The sequence below is a fragment of the Microcoleus sp. PH2017_08_TRC_O_A genome (genome assembly GCF_020738665.1).
In the GTDB taxonomy this organism is placed as follows: domain Bacteria; phylum Cyanobacteriota; class Cyanobacteriia; order Cyanobacteriales; family Microcoleaceae; genus Microcoleus.
Window position 1 is genome coordinate 1 of sequence record NZ_JAEQCE010000032.1, and the last position, 19,358, is coordinate 19,358.

A 19,358-nucleotide genomic window follows, 5' to 3' on the forward strand; every position below is an offset into this window, starting at 1 on the left:
TTCAGGATTGTAACTAATCACCGTAAAAATAGGTTAGTAGTGAGGACTTTAGTCCTTCTTCATGAGTTTATAAGGACTAAAGTCCTCACTACTAACCTTATATTACTTATTTTAGGGGACATGATGCCTGGTAACGAGACAAGCTGTAGAGCAAATCTAAAATCGCCTGTCCCGCCACAATCAGTGAGAATTGAACTTGCTATTTACAGCAACAGGCTCTGAAGAAGATTCCGGCTCTGAAAGATTTCTTTTTCGGCTAGCAAAACGGCGTTCCGGGTCAATTCCCTCAAAAGTTGGCGGCAACCAAACTCGGACTACTAACAACACTCCCAAAACTAGCAAGAATGCGCCTGTTGACAATATTTGAACCCAGGGAGTTTCCAGAACTCCCCGAACTATAACTTCTCGCAGAACAGATACAATACAAACTTCAACCGCCACGCCAATCGAAACGCGCTGCTCTTGCAAGTAAATAATGAGCAGCCGAAACAATTCCACCAAAACCAATAAAAATAGAATGTCGGCCGTCACTTCCTGAAAATTCAAAGGAGGCAGCAGCGAAAAAAACATTTCTCGCAGTTCGAGTACCATGAAACAGAACAAACCAATACACAAAGAAATTACAATTAAGTCTTGAACTGTTTCCAGACCGCTGACTATTAGTTTCAAATTCAACCATTTAGGAGGGGAATTAGTCTGGTTATTTGAACGGTTTTCCATTGACTGCTCCGGGAATCTGTTGGACTTGCTTACAGCTTAAGTTAAATTCAGCTTATATTTGCCCAAAAACAGGTTTAATTTATTTATAACCATCATCAAAATTCTGTCTAGTGACAATTTCCTAGCAACTTTTATTTATCACGCAGGCGGGTTGACTTTTTGCCAAGGTTTGTGCTATGTGAAACCTGATATTAGTAGATTTCGTGAAAAGTAGAGCTCAAAATCCTAAAATGCTGCAACTGAGATAAAATATGAAAATTGTCAATAATTATTTACAACAGCTCGATCAACTCGAGCTAGCGACTAAGGGCTCAAATCATACAAAAGCCGGAAAGTCAACCCAAAAAAGCCACCAAGAGAGGATTGAACACAATGGCATTTACACTCGCACCATTACCCTTCGCCGCTGACGCCCTAGAGTCAGGTCATATGTCGGCCAACACGTTTTCGTTCCACCACGACAAGCACCACGCTGCTTACGTGACCAATCTCAACAAACTGATTGAAGGCACCGAACTAGCCAGCAAATCCCTCGAAGAAATTGTGACGGCATCTGCTAAAGACCCATCCAAAGCCGGCATCTTCAACAATGCAGGTCAAGTTTGGAACCACAATTTCTTTTGGAATTCCCTCAAAGCGGGCGGTGGCGGCACTCCGACAGGAGCTTTAGCTGATAAAATCAATGCCGACTTTGGCAGCTTCGACAAATTCAAAGAAGAATTTAAGGCTGCTGCGACAACTCAGTTCGGCAGCGGCTGGGCTTGGCTGGTTGTGGACAACGGTACTTTGAAAGTTACCAAAACTGCTAACGCTGACACCCCGCTAGCACACGGCCAAACTCCTTTGCTGACTTTGGATGTGTGGGAACACGCTTATTATTTGGATTTCCAAAATCGCCGTCCCGATTACATTGCTAATTTCCTAGACAATTTGGCTAACTGGGATTTCGCAGCAGCAAATTTGGCTGCGGCTTAGTAACATCTGAGTTTTAGAACTGAAGTCCTCACTACGAACTTTTATCGGTTTGTAGTGGGGACTTTAGTTTTTGTTTCCGAGGACTGAAGTTCTCGCTACTAATACCGGTAATGGGTAATTGGTAATTGGTAATTGGTGAGGGGCTTTTAAGCTTTTAACCTGAAAGCTTTTTTCTGATTTCCGACTACTGATTACCAACTATCGATTACCGATTATCCTAATACCATCTTTCAGAAATCGTGCGACATAACAATTGTTGGATTTGTTGATTTTCCCCGATATCTAAGGTGCATCGCCAGTCGAAAAGTCGATTCAATGCCTGGCATTGAAAGAGAGCGACACACTCTGCAAATACAGTCGCATCATTTTTAACAAATGGTATATAGCCTTTCTCAAAAAGATGAGGTATGGCTGACAGCTTACATAAACGCTTAAATCAAGAGCGCCTTCTTCCCAACAACGTCCGCGAATCTTTGTGAGAACCGCTATAACTTAATAGGTTCGCTTAGTCCTGCAAAAGTAATGATGTAATTCGATGTAACCATTTCTATACAAGGATTAAGAATGCGAAAAACATTAATTGTAGACCACTAAGTAGGTCGGCGCTGTAAAATGCAAATATGTAAACGATTGTAAAGTATTCAAATACACATCTAGCAGCACTCGTTAGCCTTGTTTACATATTGTTACATAATAAAGTTTATTTAATCTCGCCTACCTACCTACTTAAATGGATGTAAAAATAGGTGTGGTATTTTAGGTATTTCCACTGCCTTGCACGGTATCTTAACCTGTGGAGATCGAGCCATGTGTGGGAGGGAAGGGATAGTAAAGACCTCCCGACCTCGCAAAATCGGCACTTTTCCCCTTGCTATAGCAATTTTGTTGTAACAGATAGATGTGGGGACAGATAAATGTGTGGACAGATAGATGTCTGGAGAGATATATTTTAAATATTGGGTGCAGAAACTTTTAACATAACTTTGGGAGTCTAGAAAATGACAAAAAATGTATCGGTAGTGATTCCATCTTATAATTGCGCCCAATTTTTACCGGAAGCAATTGAGAGCATTCTGGAACAAAGCTACCCTCCGTTTGAGGTGATCGTAGTAGACGATGGCTCTACTGATGATACGAAAGAAGTCTGCGATCGCTACCCGAAAGTAACATACGTCTATCAAAATAACCAAGGTGTGGCGGCTGCACGCAATACTGGTCTGCGGGTTAGTACGGGAGAGTATATTCTTTTCCTGGATAGTGATGATTGCCTGTTACCTGAAGCGATCGAGATTGGAGTCAAGCATCTCAACGCCCTGCCAGAGGTGGGCTTTGTCTTTGGTCGTTATTTCTTCTATTCCATTCAACCTGATGGCTCCTACAAAGTAGAAGAGAAATATGAGAATCAGCCTGAAGTTGCTAATTATGAAACTATTTTAGCTATCCGGCATAGGATTCAATGCGGTTGTATTATGTTTCGCCGTGCTGCCCTCGATACTGTCGCCATTGAGTCTATCGGTGCATTTGATCCAAGTGTATTAGCGATCGAAGATTACAATTTATGTTTGCGAATTGCCCGTAATTTTCCTGTCTATTTCCACGGTGAAGTCGTTTCTCAATATCGCTACACTGGCAATAATATATCCAGTAAATCGACCTACTTTCTGATCCATGCAATTCGAGATCATTCTCAGCAATGGAGTTACGTTGAACAAACTAAAAAAGAAGAATATCTAGTTGCCTATGAAGAAGGAAAAAAACACTGGACTAAGCTTTTTGGCGATCGATTGCCTTACGAAATCCAGAAATATATACGAGCTAAAGAATGGGTTGCAGCCTTGGGGATCCTGAGATTAATCTTGTATTACGATCCCAAATTCCAATCTATCGATCGGGCAATCTACGAAACATCCTATGCAACTCTGATGTCAGAGGTACGAAAGCTCCCCCTTCAAGACTCCTTAGCCTATTGGAAAAAACAACTTGCTGGAGCCCCTCCTTTATTACCCCTACCCACTGACCGACCGCGCCCCCCAGAGCAATCCTTTCGGGAAGCTTCTCTGTCTTTTGGCATTTCTGGGGAAATCGCGACTGCCTTAGGTATATTGGCCGAGCAGGAAGGGGTCACTCTCTCAACAACCCTGTTAGCCGCCTTTAATATTTTGCTGTATCGCTATACAGGTACAGAAGACGTGATTGTTGGCTCCCCTTTTGTGAGCCGTGTGAATTCAGAAAATTTTGTGAATGCTGTCCCCCTTCGTACAGATATGTCCGGCAATCCCACGTTCCTAGAGTTTCTGGGACGAGTGAGGAAAGTCGTTTTGTTAGCGCAAGCCTATCAAGATGTACCCTATTGTTTGTTGGTCGATCAATTTTGTCCCGAGATCGATTTGAGCTATTCTCCTCTGTTTCAAGTGACCTTTGTCTTTGAGGAAAATATTCCCTTCCAAACGATCGATCTGTCAAAATTAACAGCAAGTCCTTGGGTGATTGAAAATAACGAAGGGAAGTTTGACTTAACTTTGTACTTAAAACCAACCAGCGAAGGATTGGAGGGGAGTTGGTCTTACAGCAGGGATTTGTTTGATGCAGAAACCATTGAACGAATGAACGAGCATTTCCAGATTTTGTTGGCTGGGATTGTGGCTCATGCAGAACAACCGATTTCTGCATTGCCGTTGTTGCCAGACAAAGAGAAAAATTTGTTGCTTGTGGAATGGAATCAGACTCAAACAGATGAGTCACAAGATCGATGCCTCCACCACTTAGTGACTCAACAAGCAGAAGCAACTCCAGAGAAAATTGCGGTTTCCTTTGAAGGTCAAACATTAACTTACCAAGAACTGCATCAACGCTCCAATCAACTAGCCCACTATTTACAAAAAAAAGGGGTAAAACCAGATGATTTAGTTGGCATTTGTGTCGATCGTTCTCTGGAAATGCTGGTGGGATTATTAGGTGTGCTGAAGGCGGGCGGAGCCTATGTTCCCATAGACCCGAACTACCCGGACGATCGCGTGGAATACATGATCGAGAATTCCGAAGCCAAACTATTGTTAACACAACAGCAGCTTGTCAAGAACCTGCCTACCAAAGCAGCCAAAGAAGCATTGGTCATCTGTTTGGATGCGGATTGGTCTCTCATTGCCCAAGAGAGTCAGGAAACACCGATCGCAAGTGTTACGCCAGAAAATATGGCCTACGTCATTTACACGTCTGGTTCTACGGGTAAGCCCAAAGGCGTACAAGTTCTCCACCGCGGGGCAGTCAATTTTTTAAATTCGATGCGCGAGCAACCGGGAATCTGTGAGGCGGATATTTTGCTGTCTGTCACCACTCTCTCGTTTGATATTGCAGTCTTAGAACTGTACTTACCCCTGACTGTGGGAGCGCAGGTTGTCATCCTGAGTCGGGAAGCTGCCATGGATGGCAGAAAGTTATTAAGGACGATCGTCCAATTGGGGATTACGATCCTGCAAGCTACCCCAGCGACTTGGCGATTATTATTGCTGGAACCGGGTTGGGAAGGTCAGTCCCGGATGAAAATGCTCTCCGGTGGGGAAGCCATGCCCAAAGAATTGGCTGCCCAATTGTTAACCAAAGGTACAGAACTTTGGAATATGTACGGGCCGACAGAAACAACAGTTTGGTCAACGGTTTATCAAGTCAAAGATGCCGAACAGCGAATTTTAATTGGTAAGCCGATCGCCAACACCGATATCTACATCTTAGATCCTCTCCTGCAACCCGTTCCCATTGGGGTGGCTGGGGAATTACATATTGGTGGTTCAGGATTAGCCCGGGGCTATTTGCAGCGTGACGATTTAACCACAGAGAGATTTATTCCTAATCCATTTCGGGAAAGCGAACGAATCTACAAGACGGGGGACTTAGCGCGTTATTTGCCAGATGGAAATATTGAGTGTTTGGGTCGCCTAGATTTTCAAGTCAAAATTCGCGGTTTTCGGATCGAACTCGGTGAAATCGAGTCTGTTTTGGTCAAACATCCCAAGGTGCAGCAGGCAGTGGTCATCGTCAGGGAAGATGTTCCAGGCGACAAGCGTCTAGTGGGTTATATTGTCGCCCTCAACAATCAGAACCCCACCATCCAAGAACTGCGAAGTCTGCTCAAAGACTACGTACCAGAATATATGGTGCCGTCTATCTTTGTTTTCTTGGAAGCTCTACCCCTAACACCTAATGGTAAGGTCGATCGTAAAGCTCTACCCGTACCCGAACAATCTCGCGAAGCAAAACCAGTCGAATCCGCCACACCCAATCCTCCCGCTCCCTCCGAGACGACAAATAAAGTACAGCAAGAAAAGCCAAGAGAATTGGCCCGTCCCCAGGATGATTTGGAAATTCAACTCATCAAGATTTGGGAAAAAGTATTGCATACTTCACCCATCAGTACCACAGATAATTTTTTCGAGTTGGGAGGACATTCCCTATTAGCGATATCGCTAATTCGTGAAATAGAGGAAACCTACAAGAAAGAGCTATCTTTAGCTATTCTTTTCCAATCACCAACGATTCAGCAGTTGGCTAACACCCTTCGCGAAGAAGGATGTTTGTCTTCTGCACAGGCTTTAGTCACGATTCAGGAAGGCAGTTCCAAACTACCTTTATTCTTCATTTACGGCATATTTCTTTACTATGATTTGTCAAGACACCTCGGCAAAGACCAGACCTGTTATGGAGTTTATCTCAACGAGGAAGTCAGTATGTTCCAAAAGGATAAACTTGACAAATCACCAACGGATTTAGTGAGTGTTGCAGATATGGCAACTCGCTATCTCAAAGAAATCCAAAAACATCAACCTAAAGGGCCTTACCTCCTAGCGGGTGAGTCATTAGGTGGCTTAGTAGCCTTTGAAATGGCACATCTACTTCATTTACAGGGTGAGGAGGTAGCTTTACTGGGTCTTTTGGATAGTGCGATTCCAGGAAAAAACAAACTGTCATTCAGCCAGAAGCTGGCTTTTCATCTCAAAAAGCTGCGCCAACAAGGGCTTCCCTATTTGTTAAAAAAGATCCTAAAATCGAAGACTAAATCGACTTCTGGCATGATGATTAATAATCATAAGGTAGATCCTGGAGTAGAGTTTCGGAATTACGCTTTCAACAGTTACAAGCCACAACCTTATCCAGGCAGGGCGGTTTTGTTCCGAGCGAAGGATGAAAGTCACTTTAGCACTTTGGAAAACTGGAAGGATCTGGCAGTTGGAGGATTAGACATATATGATATCCCTGGAGATCATCTAAGTATTCTTCAAGAACCCAATGTCCCTGTCTTGGCCGAAAAAATGAAAGTGCATATCGATCGAGCCTTAGCAAAACTTTAGGCTGTTGAGTTGAACGACTTATAAAAGCGATTCAACAGGCTATGACAGATCGAACAATGCGTCAAAGCGTCGCCAATCTGGCGGCGCAAATCCAATCTGAAAATGGTATTTTGCCAATGCAGTTGCTATCGTACAGGAAATCTAAAATCCTGATACTGTTTGCGAATAACCGGTATTTTAGTGGAGGAATTCAAAAGGGAGCATCTCTTTTTTGAAAAAATTAATTATTATAGTGCGCCCTGTCGCGAGCTCGCGAGTGCTGCAATACTCGCTCTTCGGGGATAGCACTATAGTAAATGCAAAACTGAGATGCTCCCATTCAAAATCCCGTAAGTCATTCCCGAATCTAAAATCTAAAATCCGCGAAGGGGACAGTAAGTGCCGAGTTCGGTTCAGAAATCTCAAATTGTGTTATAGTGCTATCGGTAACTCTTTTACAAATTTTGTAGTTTCAGTGGCTGTTCGCGCGATGACCTCTTCACCAACCATAGCACCCGTTCGATCGAGTCAAGTTACCCGCAAGCCTTATCCAAATTATCGGGTAATAGTCCTCAACGACGATTTCAACACGTTTCAGCACGTTGTGGAATGTCTGACTAAGTACATTCCAGGCATGACGAGCGATCGAGCTTGGAAACTCGCCGACCAAATCCACAACGAAGGCCAGGCCACCGTCTGGGTTGGCCCGCAAGAGCAAGCAGAACTTTATCATATGCAATTGAGCCGTGCTGGGCTGACAATGGCTCCCCTAGAGTCTACTTAACTGCTATTGGCAATCCTGGACGCATTTTAACCAAAATCTCTCCTGGGCTAGCCGTGCGATGAAAGCAATCTCAGCCTCAAAGAGATTGCTTTCATCGTATTGCACCTCAGACAAGGAATCTTGGTGTTGGTGCTGATTTACCAACTCAAATTGTTGATATTTTAGGATTTACACGCGCGGGTGAGAAACCCGGTTTCTTCTTAAATACTGCGCTTCCACACCAATATTTCTCGCACAAACCGGGTTTAGAAGAGCGTTTAGTGTATTTATCTACTTAAATTTTTAAGACCACACTTTGGTTAATACATATAGCCTTTCTTAGAAAGATGAGGTATGACTATAAATGGAGTTTTTAATGCGACCTCGCTTACTATATAATAAATATAAGAGCGCTCGCATCCCAACAACGTACCTCACTTTTTTGAGAACCACTATAGATCTACAGGCTGATTTAAACCCAGAACTTATTGGAGTCCGCTTAGCTAAATTTGAAACCTGCCAAAATGGCAACATGACTCTATCTTGATGATTTAGATTATTGGAAAAGGTGAATAATCTTGCAATCACTTAGGAATGAGAATTAAATAACTTACAAATTGATGGTTTTTGTGGGATGGGCGTCCCGCCCGTCCTCTCATGACTGGCGGGACGCCCATCCCACAAATATGTATAAATTATTTAATTCGCGATGCTTATTGGGCTGGAATTGCCAAAGTCCTTTGAATCAAATTTTCGGACGGGTTCGTCTGTCCATCCCACAAGAAAAAAAAATTGTGGATGGGCTGGCGAACCCGTCCTAGCTATTTTTGCAACAAGTCTATTATCGCAGTTGACGATCGCCCGCGAGCACTCTCAATCAGGCGATCGCGCTCACATCTCAAATCTTGAACCGAAGCGACCCGAATCTGTTACAATTTTCAACATAGCCAGAACATCACACTCGCCGGAACTCACTTGCATAGGGATATAAGCCCCGACTTAAGTCGTGGAGAACCGAAAAAATAGATATTTAGTTGAATATCCCAGATTCATCTGTAGAGTCAATCTAAAATCTAAAATCTCAATTCGATGACACCGGAGTCAATCTAAAATCTAAAATCTAAAATCTAAAATCGACCGATGGAAACCCTGCAAACCCAACTTTATCAACTCGCACAATTTGCTAATAATTTAGTCAACACTCAACTGACACACCTGAGTTTAGTCAGTGTCGGAGTGATTTTTCTGGCAGGGTTGCTAACGAGCTTGACGCCCTGTATGCTTTCCATGTTGCCGATCACGATCGGCTACATCGGCGGATACGAAGCAAAAAGCCGCCTGCAAGCTGCTGCCCAGTCGGCATGGTTTGCCCTGGGATTGGCGACAACTCTTGCGGGTTTAGGCATTGTAGCATCATTTGCTGGTCAAGTTTATGGCAAAATTGGTCTGGGTTTGCCGATCGTTGTCAGCATCATCGCGATTTTAATGGGGCTGAATTTACTGGAAGCCTTACCCTTACAAATGCCGTCTTTTGACGCTGTGGGCTGGGTTCCGAAAGATTTGCCTGCGGGCGTGCGATCGTACTTATTAGGCTTAACTTTTGGTTTAGTAGCTTCTCCGTGCAGCACGCCGGTTTTAGCTACCCTTTTAGCTTGGGTTTCCAAAACTGGAGATCTAGTTTTAGGCGGTGTGTTGCTGCTGTTTTACGCTGCGGGCTACGTGGCTCCGCTGATTGTAGCAGGTACTTTTACCGCGAGCATTAAAAAGTTGTTAGAATTGCGCCGTTGGTCGAGTTGGATTACGCCTGTTAGTGGCGTTTTATTAGTAGGATTTGGCGTGTTTTCTCTGCTTTCCCGCATTCTTCCCGCCTAAAATTCGCAGTAAGATTCGTAGTAAGGTTCGTAGTAAGGACTTCAGTCCTTTAAGAATTACCGAAAACAATACAAAATTGAAGGATACAGAGAATTAATTAGTTGTGATTGGTAGTGTGTTACCCAATTACCAATTACCAATTACCAATTACCAATTACCAATTACCAATTACCAATTACCAATTACCAATGATATCAAAAGAAGTATTTCTATCTAAATTATCAGACTGGGCGACTGCGCCTCTAAAGTTTTTCAAGCGAGAACTTTTGCCAGTGCTGGCAGATTTGCGGCTGGCAATTATCTTGCTGCTGGCGATCGCATTTTTCAGCATTTCCGGCACCATCATCGAACAAGGTCAATCTGTAGAATTTTACCAATCCAACTATCCAGAACACCCGGCTTTGTTCGGCTTCCTAACTTGGAAAGTTGTGCTAATTGCAGGACTTGACCACGTATACCGCACTTGGTGGTTTTTGTCAATCCTAATTTTGTTCGGCAGCAGCTTGACAGCTTGCACTTTTACCCGACAATTTCCGGCACTAAAAGCCGCCCGCCGCTGGAAATTTTATGAAGAACCGAAGCAGTTTGAAAAATTAGCTCTCAGTGCGGAATTAGAAACAAGTTCTTTGAGTTCGTTAGAACAACTTTTGCAGCAAAAAAATTACCGCATATTTCGAGAAGGTGAAAAAGTTTATGCTCGCAAGGGCATAATTGGTAAAATCGGCCCGATTATTGTTCACGCGAGTATGCTAATTATTTTAGCTGGGTCGATGTTTGGCTCGATGACTGGATTTATGGGTCAAGAATTGGTTCCTAGCGGTGAAACGTTTCGGGTGCAGAATATCACTGATGCTGGGCCTTGGGCGGGGCCACAAATACCGAAGGATTGGTCGGTGCGTGTGAATCGGTTCTGGATCGATTATAGTCCGAGCGGGGCGATCGACCAATTTTACTCGGATCTGTCAGTTTTGGACAAAACAGGCCAAGAGGTCGATCGCAAAACCATTCACGTTAACGAGCCTCTGAGATACCGCGGAGTCACCTTTTATCAAGCAGATTGGGCTTTAGCCGCCGTGCGAGTTCGCCTCAACAAAAGCCCGGTTTTACAATTGCCAATGGCTCAGTTAGATACCCAAGGTAAAGGCCGAATTTGGGGTGCTTGGATTCCGACAAAACCAGATTTGAGTGCAGGAGTTTCTCTGCTAGCAAAGGACTTGCAAGGCACAATGTTAGTCTACGGTACTGATGGCAAATTGTTAACGACTGTTCGCGCCGGTACAGCAGTTGAAGTTAACGGAGTGATGCTGGCAATTGATGAAGTTGTTGGCAGCACGGGATTGCAAATTAAAGCCGATCCAGGAATTCCGCTCGTTTATACTGGCTTTGGGTTGCTAATGCTCAGCGTGATGATGAGCTATCTGTCTCACTCGCAGATTTGGGCTTTGGAAAAAAATGGCAAGCTATACGTCGGCGGGCGCACTAATCGCGCTCAGGTGATATTTGAAAGAGAAGTTGTGGAGATTTTGGACAAGTTGGCAGAATTGAAAACAACAGATGCCAAAAGTGCGATTACTGAGACTTCTCTAGCTAATTAAAACTAATTGTAGGGTGGGCAATGCCCATCTTACATCCGGGTAAAAACGATAATTAAACAGGAAATAAAGGTGATAAAAAGGATTGAATTCAGTCTACACGCCTTACAAAAAATAGAAATTCTAGAAAGTCGCGGGGTGACAATATCAACAGATTTTATCTGTGAAACTATTAGAACTCCTAGTAAGTTAGAAGCAAGTGGTGAAGGAAAGTTTATTTGTGAACAAAGATTGAATGGACTTGTCCTGAGAGTGGTTTACCAAGAATATAATGATAAAATTTTAGTAATTACTGCTTATCCGGGTAAGAGGTCAAGATATGAAAAAGATTAGATACAGCCAAGATGTAGATGCGATGCTGATCGAAATTTCCGATAGCCCGATCGCCTATGCCGAAGATGAAGGGCAAATGATTCTGCACTATTCTAGCAGCGGAGAACTGGTATTGATCGAAATATTAGATGTGAAACAATTTATCTCCTTAGAATCTCTCTCCGAAGCAATTAAGTAGGGTGTTCTACTCTAGCGTTATTTTCGAGCCAAACCAACAATCTCACTGACGCACCGAAAGCAAAAAACGGTGCGTCAGAATCATGCTTTCGGTGCTGATTGAGAATCTCAAGGACGCCCCTACCGCAATCAGTACCAGCCGCAGAAGACTCAACCTTCTACTTCTCGTGCCGCACTTCAACCACCGTGTGCACGTTCCCCCGCGGCAGAAAATCGCCCTTAATCGTCACTTCCAGCGGCGCGCAAGCTGCGACAAAATCATCTAAAATTTGATTGATCGATTCTTCGTGAGAAATGTAGCGATCGCGATAACTGTTAACGTAGAGCTTCAGCGCCTTCAACTCGACCACCCGCTCGTCGGGCACGTAAGTAACGTGAATCGCCGCAAAATCGGGATAGCCTGAAAACGGACACTTGCAAGTAAACTCCGGCAAAGTAATGTTAATCGTATAGCGCCGCCCGACTCGCGGGTTCGGGAAAGTAATTAACTCTCCTTCCAAAATCTCGCGTTCGCCGTATTTCATTTCCTCGGTACTTGACTTTTGCGACATACTTTGTGCAGTTGGGTGGTTGTTCATAGCGATCGACTGAAAACTTCTAAGATTTAATTAAACTCACTCTCAAAATCTGTAACAAATATCTTGACGAATTGTGTTGCGATCGATCTAATTGCAAATACTCTCAGGCTAAACTTAAAAAAGTTCACCCTCGCCATCTACAATTATGCAAAATACTACCTTATCTGACAATACGAACCCTGAAAACTCAAATAGTTACTCTGCATCGGTACCGATTTCCCTCTATCGAGAAGTCACGGCGGAATTGCAAGCAGCCCAAGCAATGCTCGACTCCCTCAAAACCCACAACCAGCAATTAGTTCAACAAAATCAACAACTGCGGCGAGAAGTAGAAACAGTAGTTCAAGTATCCCAGCAGCTACAACAAGTAGTCAACTCGGCTCAGAACGTCACCCAGACTGGGATGCCTCAAATGCCCTCAGTCAAATTCAATTTCAGCGTTGAACCTGAACCTCCAGCACCTCCAATGCGGACTAGCTCTACCGTACCTCAACCACCTCAGAAAGTGGCTTTTCCCTTCCCTCTACCGGAGCCAACAGCCCCTCCCATGCCGGATACACTGCCAGAAAAATTATTTGCAGAGGTGCCGGAAACTCCTTACCGCATTCGATCTCAACCCAAAAAAGCCTCAGACTTAAGTGGATTGTGGTTGGCGATCGCCATTTTTCTGATTGTTATTGCTGCCTTCGGTGCAGGTTATTTAGTTGTTCGCCCTTTGTTAAAGGGAAAGTGACACTCCGCGTCCTAAACGCGTGGGGATTCTTGGTTCCGGCGTTGCTTAATCAGGGTATGAAAAAAAATAAGTTAAAAATCCCCAAGCTTTGTCGATAGTGGTTTCTATGACTGGCATATTTAGCCTTTCATACCGTAAATCAGCAACGCCACAAAAGATTTTGAAAGCCGCCCTAGAACGGCGGGACTTTAGACCCAATTCTTCGGTAAATTTCAACAAGAATCCCACGGCTCGAACCGTGGGATTTTAACGAAAACCTAGCATAAAATATTCAAAGTTACGCTAATTGGCTATCATCCTCTGGCTGCACTCGTTTCTACTAAACGAGGTGCATACTGCTCTTCACAAGCAGAACCTAGAATGCCCACCCCGGGCTCGAAACCGCGCGTGAACTCAGTGAGTTTTACCTGTTTAGCTTCCAAAGCTGTCTGTAGCACCTTCATGGCTCGGTGAGGGTCGCCGGCTCCGCAGAAAAATAAGTCTGCTGCAAAATAACCGTGTTCAGGCCAAGTATGGATTGCTATATGAGACTCTGCCAAAGTTGCAGTAGCCGTCACTCCGTGAGGACTAAACTGGTGTACGCACAAATCGATGAGAGTAGCTCCTCCGGCTTCGATCGCATCGAGTATGGCGCGGCGGATACGTTCAGGATCGTTGAGGAGGTCTCCAGGAGACTCCCAAGCATCAGCGACCAGATGGGTTCCCAATTGTTTCATTCTGCGGGGTTTTACCTCTAACTCACAATGTCTCAAACCTTTTGACAATAGCACGGATTCTAGAAATTTTCAAGTAAATTACCAAAAAAATTCCAAAAAATAGTTGCGAGGGCCCTCGCAACTATTTTTTGGGGCGCTTTGTCGCCAGTCAAACGCCGGTGCGAGATCTCGCACCGGCGAGTAGCGCGCCACTGCAAAAAAGCGACGTAACGTAAGTGAAGCTTTTGACTTCACGCGCGATCGCTAGCCTGCTCGCAACTGACAATCAACACGCTACCGGACATCCGATCAATCGCGGCTGTGAGTAGCCCCATTCGGCAAAATAGCCCCGCTCAAAGCCGCTTGGTTCAAATTAGCAACATTCAAGCTAGCCCCAATCAAATTAGCCTCCGACAAATTAGTTCCTGTCAAATTTGCCCCTGTCAAAGAACTCAGCAGCAAACCCGCTCCCGACAAATTGGCGTGACTCAAATTCGCTCCCCGCAAATCTGCTTCCAGCAAGCTAGCACCCGATAAATTTGCACCGCTCAAATCAGCTCCCCTGAGAGAAGCTTTGTTCAAATTCGCAGCCCTCAAATCAGCATTATGCAGAATTAAACCATTCAAATTAGCTTTACTCAAATTAGCGCCTTGCAAGTCAGCACCGCTCAAATTAGAACCATTTAAATTAGCTCCTTTCAAGTCAGCACCGCTCAAGTCAGCACCGCTCAAATTAGCAGCACAAATACAAGCCTCCCGCAGACTTGCTTCGCTCAAAATCGCCCCAACCAAATTGACACCGCTGAGATTTCCGCGATTGAGATAAGCCCGAATTAGATTTGCACCGCTCAGGTTTGCTCCGTTCAAATCTACTTCGCTCATAATTGCTCTAGTCAGATTTGCTCTGCTTAAATCAACCCCGCTCATAATTGCTCGGCTCAGCGTCGCCCCGCTCAAATTAGCCTCAATTAGTTTCGAGCCACTTAGCAAACAAGCTCCGACTAAACTCGCTCCAGTCATCACAGCTTTGCTCAAGTCAGCGCGAGACAATATTGCTCCGCTGAGATTTGCTCCGCTAAAATCGGCTCCGATCGCCACAGTTCCCGTTAAACTACAACTGCCTAGGTTCGCTTCAATTAATTTCGCCTTAGATAAATTAGCCCCGCTCAAGTCGGCACCATTTAAATTAGCTCCTATTAGTTTACTTCTAATTAAGTTGGCCCCTTTCAAATTAGTGCTGCTCAAATTAGTTCGACTGAGATTAGATTCAATCAAATGAGCGGCAATGAGGTTGGCTCCTCGAAAATCTCGTTCCCCGTTTCTATGTCTAGTTAAAAGTTCATCGGCACTTAAAATCTCAGTGAAATTCATAAAAAAATTGAGTGAGTTTCCTTAATTTCTCGATGTTCAATGTTGTCTGAAAGTTTGTAGCCTCGTGTTTGCTAGTCAGTTTTTAAACCAATACTGCCGCAGTAAGAATTATCAAAACTGGTTGATTTCTAGCATCACCCTGATAATTTACGTTGAACTTACGAAAAGCCACCCTGATAATTTTCGTAAAAGTAGGGCTTGGCTAGGGGGCATTTATGAAGAAACCGAGTTTCTCGCTTCTGCCTGTAAGTCTTATACTGCTAAGAGTTAGTTGCGGCTGATGTTAGCTGTTAATTGTTAGTTGTATTTATACTAACTGCTAATCACTAACTATTAACTACTAACTATTTACAAAATATCGATAAATCGATAAGTTGTCGATCGCATATTTTTGGGGTTCTTGCTGGCGGCACCCGCGCCACATTCACAGCCCACAAATTGCTGGTACAGGGGAGCAAATCTATTCTATTAGTTCCCGAAAGAAATAAGGACTCGAAGCTTCAACTCCGAATATCTTTTAGTTTTTGCCTTCTTTCTTCGATCGCCCATGAAAGCAGAGCCCGGTCAGCTCAGCTAGTGTCACCTCCCCCCACTGTGCTCAATGCAGCGTGAAATCGAACAGGAAGGCTGTTTCGCTCGCCTGGCCGATCGAGTCCCAGGCGAAACCAGCAATAGGCTGCCATGGGCCTGAGATTTCGCCAAAAAAAGCGCCGCGAGCCGTTCCCGTACTCCCGCGCTGCTGTGCTTGTTGTTAATGTTTACTCGATCCATGAGCGCTTGCGCTTCTAATTAACAGAACGCCCGACACCAGACGCGCTCCCGGACATAAAAGCTGTTCCTGGGCTGGAAAAAATGCTTCGCTGAGGCATTCCCAGAAAAACTATATTCCTTTAGCCGGTCTTGCCTAAGGCAATTGGGCTGCTACAGCCAACCAATGACCAGCCTAAGTCTTGCCCCAAGGCGACGACAATAATTATTCTAATAATTGCCGACCACCGCAGGCCGTACTCGGCGCGCGGGACTGGCTACTTCACCTGATATAATTTGCTGAAATTAGCCACCCCATAATTAAAGATAGTCGCTCTTTGACTAACGGGGCAATCTCTGCTGCAATTTTAGTCATCCAATTTGATAATACTCCAGGGTTTGCAACCCTTGCAGTAGTGAGTGTTACAGACTCACAAATCGCTGCGGATTTAGAGTGTAAAAATTTATAGAGCCGATCGACCAGCCGACCAAAGTCCAGCTCGCACTCTCAAAATTCAACTTTTGCTTGGTCGCTTTTTTGAGGTTTCCCGAACAAAACAAAAGCCGGCTTTCACAGAAAAAGCCGACTTTTGAGAGAATTTTACCCGCATTCGGCTAAACGCTGCGCCCTAAACAATCCGAGTGCGCCAGTGCGATCGTCCCAGCCGTCGGTAGAAATAATAGACATCTCCAATAATTATTGTGGAACAGGCATCTTGCCTGTTCCAGACTTGCTTTTTTGGAGAGATCTAATACCCAAACAAAGTCTGAAGGATCAAACCCGACGCTTGCCAGCAACGCCCTGATTGGGGTCGTAAATACCAGGCGTAGTATCAGCGCCGGGAGTGCCGGGAGTGCCGTAATCTGCCCGAGCGGTATCCACGCTGGGAGAGTCGTAGGTGTTCCAATCCTGAATGCCTCCGCGGCTCAGAACAGCCCCAGCTTTAGCGACTTCTGCTTCGCTGCCGTCAACCAGTACCAAGTAATCTCCCCTCGCCACTCGATCGTTATAAGCTCTGGCTTCCTCTTCAGGAATTCCCAAACCGACTAAAGCTCCGATCAAGCTACCCGCAGCCGCACCCAAAGCAGTACCTGCTAGCGTAGTGGCGATCGCCGTAGCCGAGGCTCCAGCCAGCATAATCGGCCCGATACCCGGAATTGCCACCAAGCCGAGACCTACCAACAAGCCAGTCAAACCGCCCAGGGTTCCGCCTGTGAGCGCACCCTTAGTCGCCCCTTCATCGGCCTTGTTGTCTGCGCTGTCGTGCACGTCAATGCCTGCGATATCCCCTTTAGAATCGCCATCCTTAGCAATGACCGAAACCCGATCCATGTCGAAACCCCCTGTTCTCAGTTCTCCCAGCGCGTGTTCAGTCTCGCGGCGAGTGGAAAACACGCCCACAGCGCGCTTGTGGCGACCCATCGATCTGCGGCCGGTGTCTGTAGGCACATCGTAAATGCCCCAATCCTGAATGCCCCGCACGCTCATAATTCCTTCGGCGGTGGCCAACTCAGCATCCGTTCCTTCTACGAATACCAAATATTCTCCGCGCGAGAGGCGATCGTTATAAACCTGAGCTTTGGCTTCGGGAACACCCAAACCCACCAAACCGCCGACCAAACCGCCCGCAGCAGCCCCGATCGCGCCTCCGACTACAGTATCAGCAAGCAGAGTGGCGATCGCGCCCCCCGCCATCACCGGGCCAACTCCCGGAATCGCCAGCGCCCCAATACTTCCGAGCAACCCAATCAAACCGCCCGTCACGACTCCCGCTGTCGCGCCAGCTTTCGCGCCGCCGCCCACTTTCTCGTCCGTACTCTTAGCAGCACTAGCGCCCGCAATTTCGCTGCGATCGAGATTTTCTCCAACTACCGAAACCTGATTCATCGGAAACCCGGTACTTTGCAGTTCGAGCAAAGCTAGTTCCGTATCGCGGTAATTAGAAAACGATCCTACAGCCCGTTTGTGTTGACCTAAAGCCATTTCTTTTCTCCTTCAAAAAATACTGTTTTTACACAACTACAGAATTTACGATCTGCTTGCTGCAATCAATCACATTTAGTCATTTTTCCCAACATTTTTCATCGGTCGCTGGGAATAAACTCCGTCTCTATCTTTCGACCTGTTTTCTCTAATTATCAGGTCTTGGCAATCAGAAATTTGGAAGAAAAAATTGCGGGTATTAGGCGAGTTTTGAGTTTGACTTTAGAGTACCTGCTTAAACTCTATAAATTAAAACCCCGCTACCCGGAAGAGTCACCTAAGCGTTACGATCCGCTTTGAAAAAAATTTTATAATTCCCAACTTTCCTTCTTCCTTCTTCCTTCTTCCTTCTTCCTTCTTCCTTCTTCCTTCTTCCTTCTAATTTATTACTTGGTAGGCGATGCGGCGGGTGCAGCGGGGGCGACAACAGCCGTAACATTCACGCTTTTGACACCCTTAATTTCTTTAGCTAGCGGCTCTATTTTAGCTAAATCAGTTTGATTCGGAACTGTGCCACCTACGGTAACAGCCCCGTCTTTTGCCTCAACAGTGAGCGCACCTTTAGTAATGTTCACTTCCAACTTAGAACGAACTTCACTTTTCAGGTCGCCATCGGCTCTGCTTGCATCGCCACCAGTCACGTTGTTGCGCTGTTCTCTGGCTCTGATATCAGAATTTGCTTGGGCTTTGCGAACATCGCTAGTTGCGTCGGACTGAGTTTTTTGAACATTCTCGGCTGGGGGCGGGCTCTTGACATTTTCTGTGGTAGAATTAGGAGCATCGGCGCTAGTTTTAGCCCCCTCAGTGCAAGCAGCAGCTCCAAATAATAGGAGACCGCTGATGAGAATTGGTGTTAGTTTATTCATAATATGTTAATACCCTCCGGGTAAGCTGTCGATGAGTGAGACTTCGTTGAGTGAGATTAAGCCACACAGAATTTTAGCTGCTGCTTTCTGCTCTCTAAAAAGCCTTATATCAAACATATATAATTGAGCAATCCGCTACATCGCTCTACAGGTGTAAAATTTACCTCTGTCTTTAGATAGAGTACAAAAAAGAAAATAAGGTCTTATAGCATTTTAGATTTTAGATTTCGGCGCGAGCGTCGAACGATTTTAGATTTTAGATTTCGGCGCGAGCGCTTGTCGAAGTGTCGAAGGATTTGCGATTAGGGATGAGTTACTGAATATTGGTTTGAAGCTGACAAAGCAGTTGCATTCTTTTTTCAAACGGGTATTAGATTAAATTTAACTTAATTATTCCGGGACGCACTATTCATCATCAATCAGGTTGATTCGATATTTTTAGTTACCAAAGCTAATATTTTTAGAGATACCAAGTTCAAAAACGTAAGTTTTATTAATAGATTCGATCGCCACTAAAAACTAATTTTTCCTGATTACCAATTACCAATTACCAATTACCAATTACCAATTACCAATTACCAATTACCAATTACCAATTACCAATTACCAATTACCAATTACCAATTACCAA

At 44.8% G+C, this 19,358-nt stretch carries 14 protein-coding genes; 8 read left to right on the forward strand and 6 right to left on the reverse strand.

Going from position 1 to position 19,358, the window contains the following annotated elements:
* Positions 1–180: 180 nt before the first annotated feature.
* Positions 181–720 carry a phosphate-starvation-inducible PsiE family protein gene (locus JGK22_RS12960; protein WP_293176458.1) on the reverse strand — a complete coding sequence of 180 codons (540 nt, stop codon included), beginning with the start codon at positions 718–720 and terminating at the stop codon, positions 181–183.
* 372 nt (positions 721–1,092) lie between these two features.
* Here JGK22_RS12960 and JGK22_RS12965 point away from each other — a divergent pair, with 372 nt between their 5' ends.
* The 7 genes from JGK22_RS12965 to JGK22_RS12995 all read left to right on the forward strand — a co-directional run bounded on the left by JGK22_RS12965 (position 1,093) and on the right by JGK22_RS12995 (position 11,754).
* The gene (locus tag JGK22_RS12965) at positions 1,093–1,695 is read left to right on the forward strand and encodes a superoxide dismutase (RefSeq protein WP_293189523.1); all 603 of its coding nucleotides are present in this window, start codon (positions 1,093–1,095) and stop codon (positions 1,693–1,695) included.
* A gap of 998 nt (positions 1,696–2,693) precedes the next feature.
* Positions 2,694–7,037, forward strand: coding sequence for an amino acid adenylation domain-containing protein (locus tag JGK22_RS12970; RefSeq protein WP_293313003.1), 4,344 nt, complete (start codon positions 2,694–2,696; stop codon positions 7,035–7,037).
* A gap of 469 nt (positions 7,038–7,506) precedes the next feature.
* Complete coding sequence (clpS, locus tag JGK22_RS12975; protein WP_293145351.1) at positions 7,507–7,800, forward strand: ATP-dependent Clp protease adapter ClpS; 294 nt, start codon at positions 7,507–7,509, stop codon at positions 7,798–7,800.
* Between the two features lie 1,119 nt (positions 7,801–8,919).
* Positions 8,920–9,651 carry a cytochrome c biogenesis protein CcdA gene (locus JGK22_RS12980; protein ID WP_293145339.1) on the forward strand — a complete coding sequence of 244 codons (732 nt, stop codon included), beginning with the start codon at positions 8,920–8,922 and terminating at the stop codon, positions 9,649–9,651.
* Between the two features lie 188 nt (positions 9,652–9,839).
* Positions 9,840–11,246: a cytochrome c biogenesis protein gene (locus JGK22_RS12985; protein WP_293207364.1), complete on the forward strand. Its 1,407-nt coding sequence runs from the start codon at positions 9,840–9,842 to the stop codon at positions 11,244–11,246.
* A gap of 69 nt (positions 11,247–11,315) precedes the next feature.
* On the forward strand, positions 11,316–11,576 hold the full coding sequence (locus JGK22_RS12990) for a DUF4258 domain-containing protein (protein WP_293207352.1): 261 nt from the start codon (positions 11,316–11,318) through the stop codon (positions 11,574–11,576).
* Complete coding sequence (locus tag JGK22_RS12995) at positions 11,563–11,754, forward strand: DUF2283 domain-containing protein (RefSeq protein ID WP_293176466.1); 192 nt, start codon at positions 11,563–11,565, stop codon at positions 11,752–11,754. Before JGK22_RS12990 ends, JGK22_RS12995 begins: the two co-directional genes overlap by 14 nt.
* A 157-nt stretch (positions 11,755–11,911) precedes the next feature.
* On the opposite strand, the gene queF is transcribed toward JGK22_RS12995, so the two are convergent.
* Positions 11,912–12,331 (reverse strand): preQ(1) synthase, encoded by a 420-nt coding sequence (queF, locus tag JGK22_RS13000; protein WP_293176468.1) that lies wholly within the window; start codon positions 12,329–12,331, stop codon positions 11,912–11,914.
* A 145-nt stretch (positions 12,332–12,476) separates the two neighbouring features.
* Between queF and JGK22_RS13005 the strand changes: the two genes are divergently transcribed.
* On the forward strand, positions 12,477–13,064 hold the full coding sequence (locus tag JGK22_RS13005) for a hypothetical protein (protein WP_293207354.1): 588 nt from the start codon (positions 12,477–12,479) through the stop codon (positions 13,062–13,064).
* Positions 13,065–13,357: 293 nt separating this feature from the next.
* Here the strand turns inward: JGK22_RS13005 and speD are convergent, their stop codons facing one another.
* From speD to JGK22_RS13025, 4 genes are all read right to left on the reverse strand, one after another.
* Positions 13,358–13,780 (reverse strand): adenosylmethionine decarboxylase, encoded by a 423-nt coding sequence (gene speD, locus JGK22_RS13010; protein WP_293176472.1) that lies wholly within the window; start codon positions 13,778–13,780, stop codon positions 13,358–13,360.
* A gap of 288 nt (positions 13,781–14,068) precedes the next feature.
* Complete coding sequence (locus JGK22_RS13015) at positions 14,069–15,130, reverse strand: pentapeptide repeat-containing protein (RefSeq protein WP_293217187.1); 1,062 nt, start codon at positions 15,128–15,130, stop codon at positions 14,069–14,071.
* Between the two features lie 1,522 nt (positions 15,131–16,652).
* Positions 16,653–17,861: a general stress protein gene (locus JGK22_RS13020; RefSeq protein WP_293313004.1), complete on the reverse strand. Its 1,209-nt coding sequence runs from the start codon at positions 17,859–17,861 to the stop codon at positions 16,653–16,655.
* A 386-nt stretch (positions 17,862–18,247) separates the two neighbouring features.
* Positions 18,248–18,727, reverse strand: coding sequence for a BON domain-containing protein (locus tag JGK22_RS13025; protein ID WP_293189531.1), 480 nt, complete (start codon positions 18,725–18,727; stop codon positions 18,248–18,250).
* Positions 18,728–19,358: the final 631 nt, after the last annotated feature.

Bases quoted from the DNA above. Each gene is read 5' to 3' on its own strand.
- JGK22_RS12970 (WP_293313003.1), top strand. From the start codon at position 2,694: ATGACAAAAAATGTATCGGTAGTGATTCCATCTTATAATTGCGCCCAA.
- speD (WP_293176472.1), bottom strand. From the start codon at position 13,780: ATGAAACAATTGGGAACCCATCTGGTCGCTGATGCTTGGGAGTCTCCT.
- JGK22_RS13015 (WP_293217187.1), bottom strand. From the start codon at position 15,130: ATGAATTTCACTGAGATTTTAAGTGCCGATGAACTTTTAACTAGACAT.
- JGK22_RS12985 (WP_293207364.1), top strand. From the start codon at position 9,840: ATGATATCAAAAGAAGTATTTCTATCTAAATTATCAGACTGGGCGACT.
- JGK22_RS12980 (WP_293145339.1), top strand. From the start codon at position 8,920: ATGGAAACCCTGCAAACCCAACTTTATCAACTCGCACAATTTGCTAAT.
- queF (WP_293176468.1), bottom strand. From the start codon at position 12,331: ATGAACAACCACCCAACTGCACAAAGTATGTCGCAAAAGTCAAGTACC.
- JGK22_RS13025 (WP_293189531.1), bottom strand. From the start codon at position 18,727: ATGAATAAACTAACACCAATTCTCATCAGCGGTCTCCTATTATTTGGA.
- JGK22_RS13005 (WP_293207354.1), top strand. From the start codon at position 12,477: ATGCAAAATACTACCTTATCTGACAATACGAACCCTGAAAACTCAAAT.
- JGK22_RS12965 (WP_293189523.1), top strand. From the start codon at position 1,093: ATGGCATTTACACTCGCACCATTACCCTTCGCCGCTGACGCCCTAGAG.
- JGK22_RS12995 (WP_293176466.1), top strand. From the start codon at position 11,563: ATGAAAAAGATTAGATACAGCCAAGATGTAGATGCGATGCTGATCGAA.
- JGK22_RS12960 (WP_293176458.1), bottom strand. From the start codon at position 720: ATGGAAAACCGTTCAAATAACCAGACTAATTCCCCTCCTAAATGGTTG.
- JGK22_RS13020 (WP_293313004.1), bottom strand. From the start codon at position 17,861: ATGGCTTTAGGTCAACACAAACGGGCTGTAGGATCGTTTTCTAATTAC.
- clpS (WP_293145351.1), top strand. From the start codon at position 7,507: ATGACCTCTTCACCAACCATAGCACCCGTTCGATCGAGTCAAGTTACC.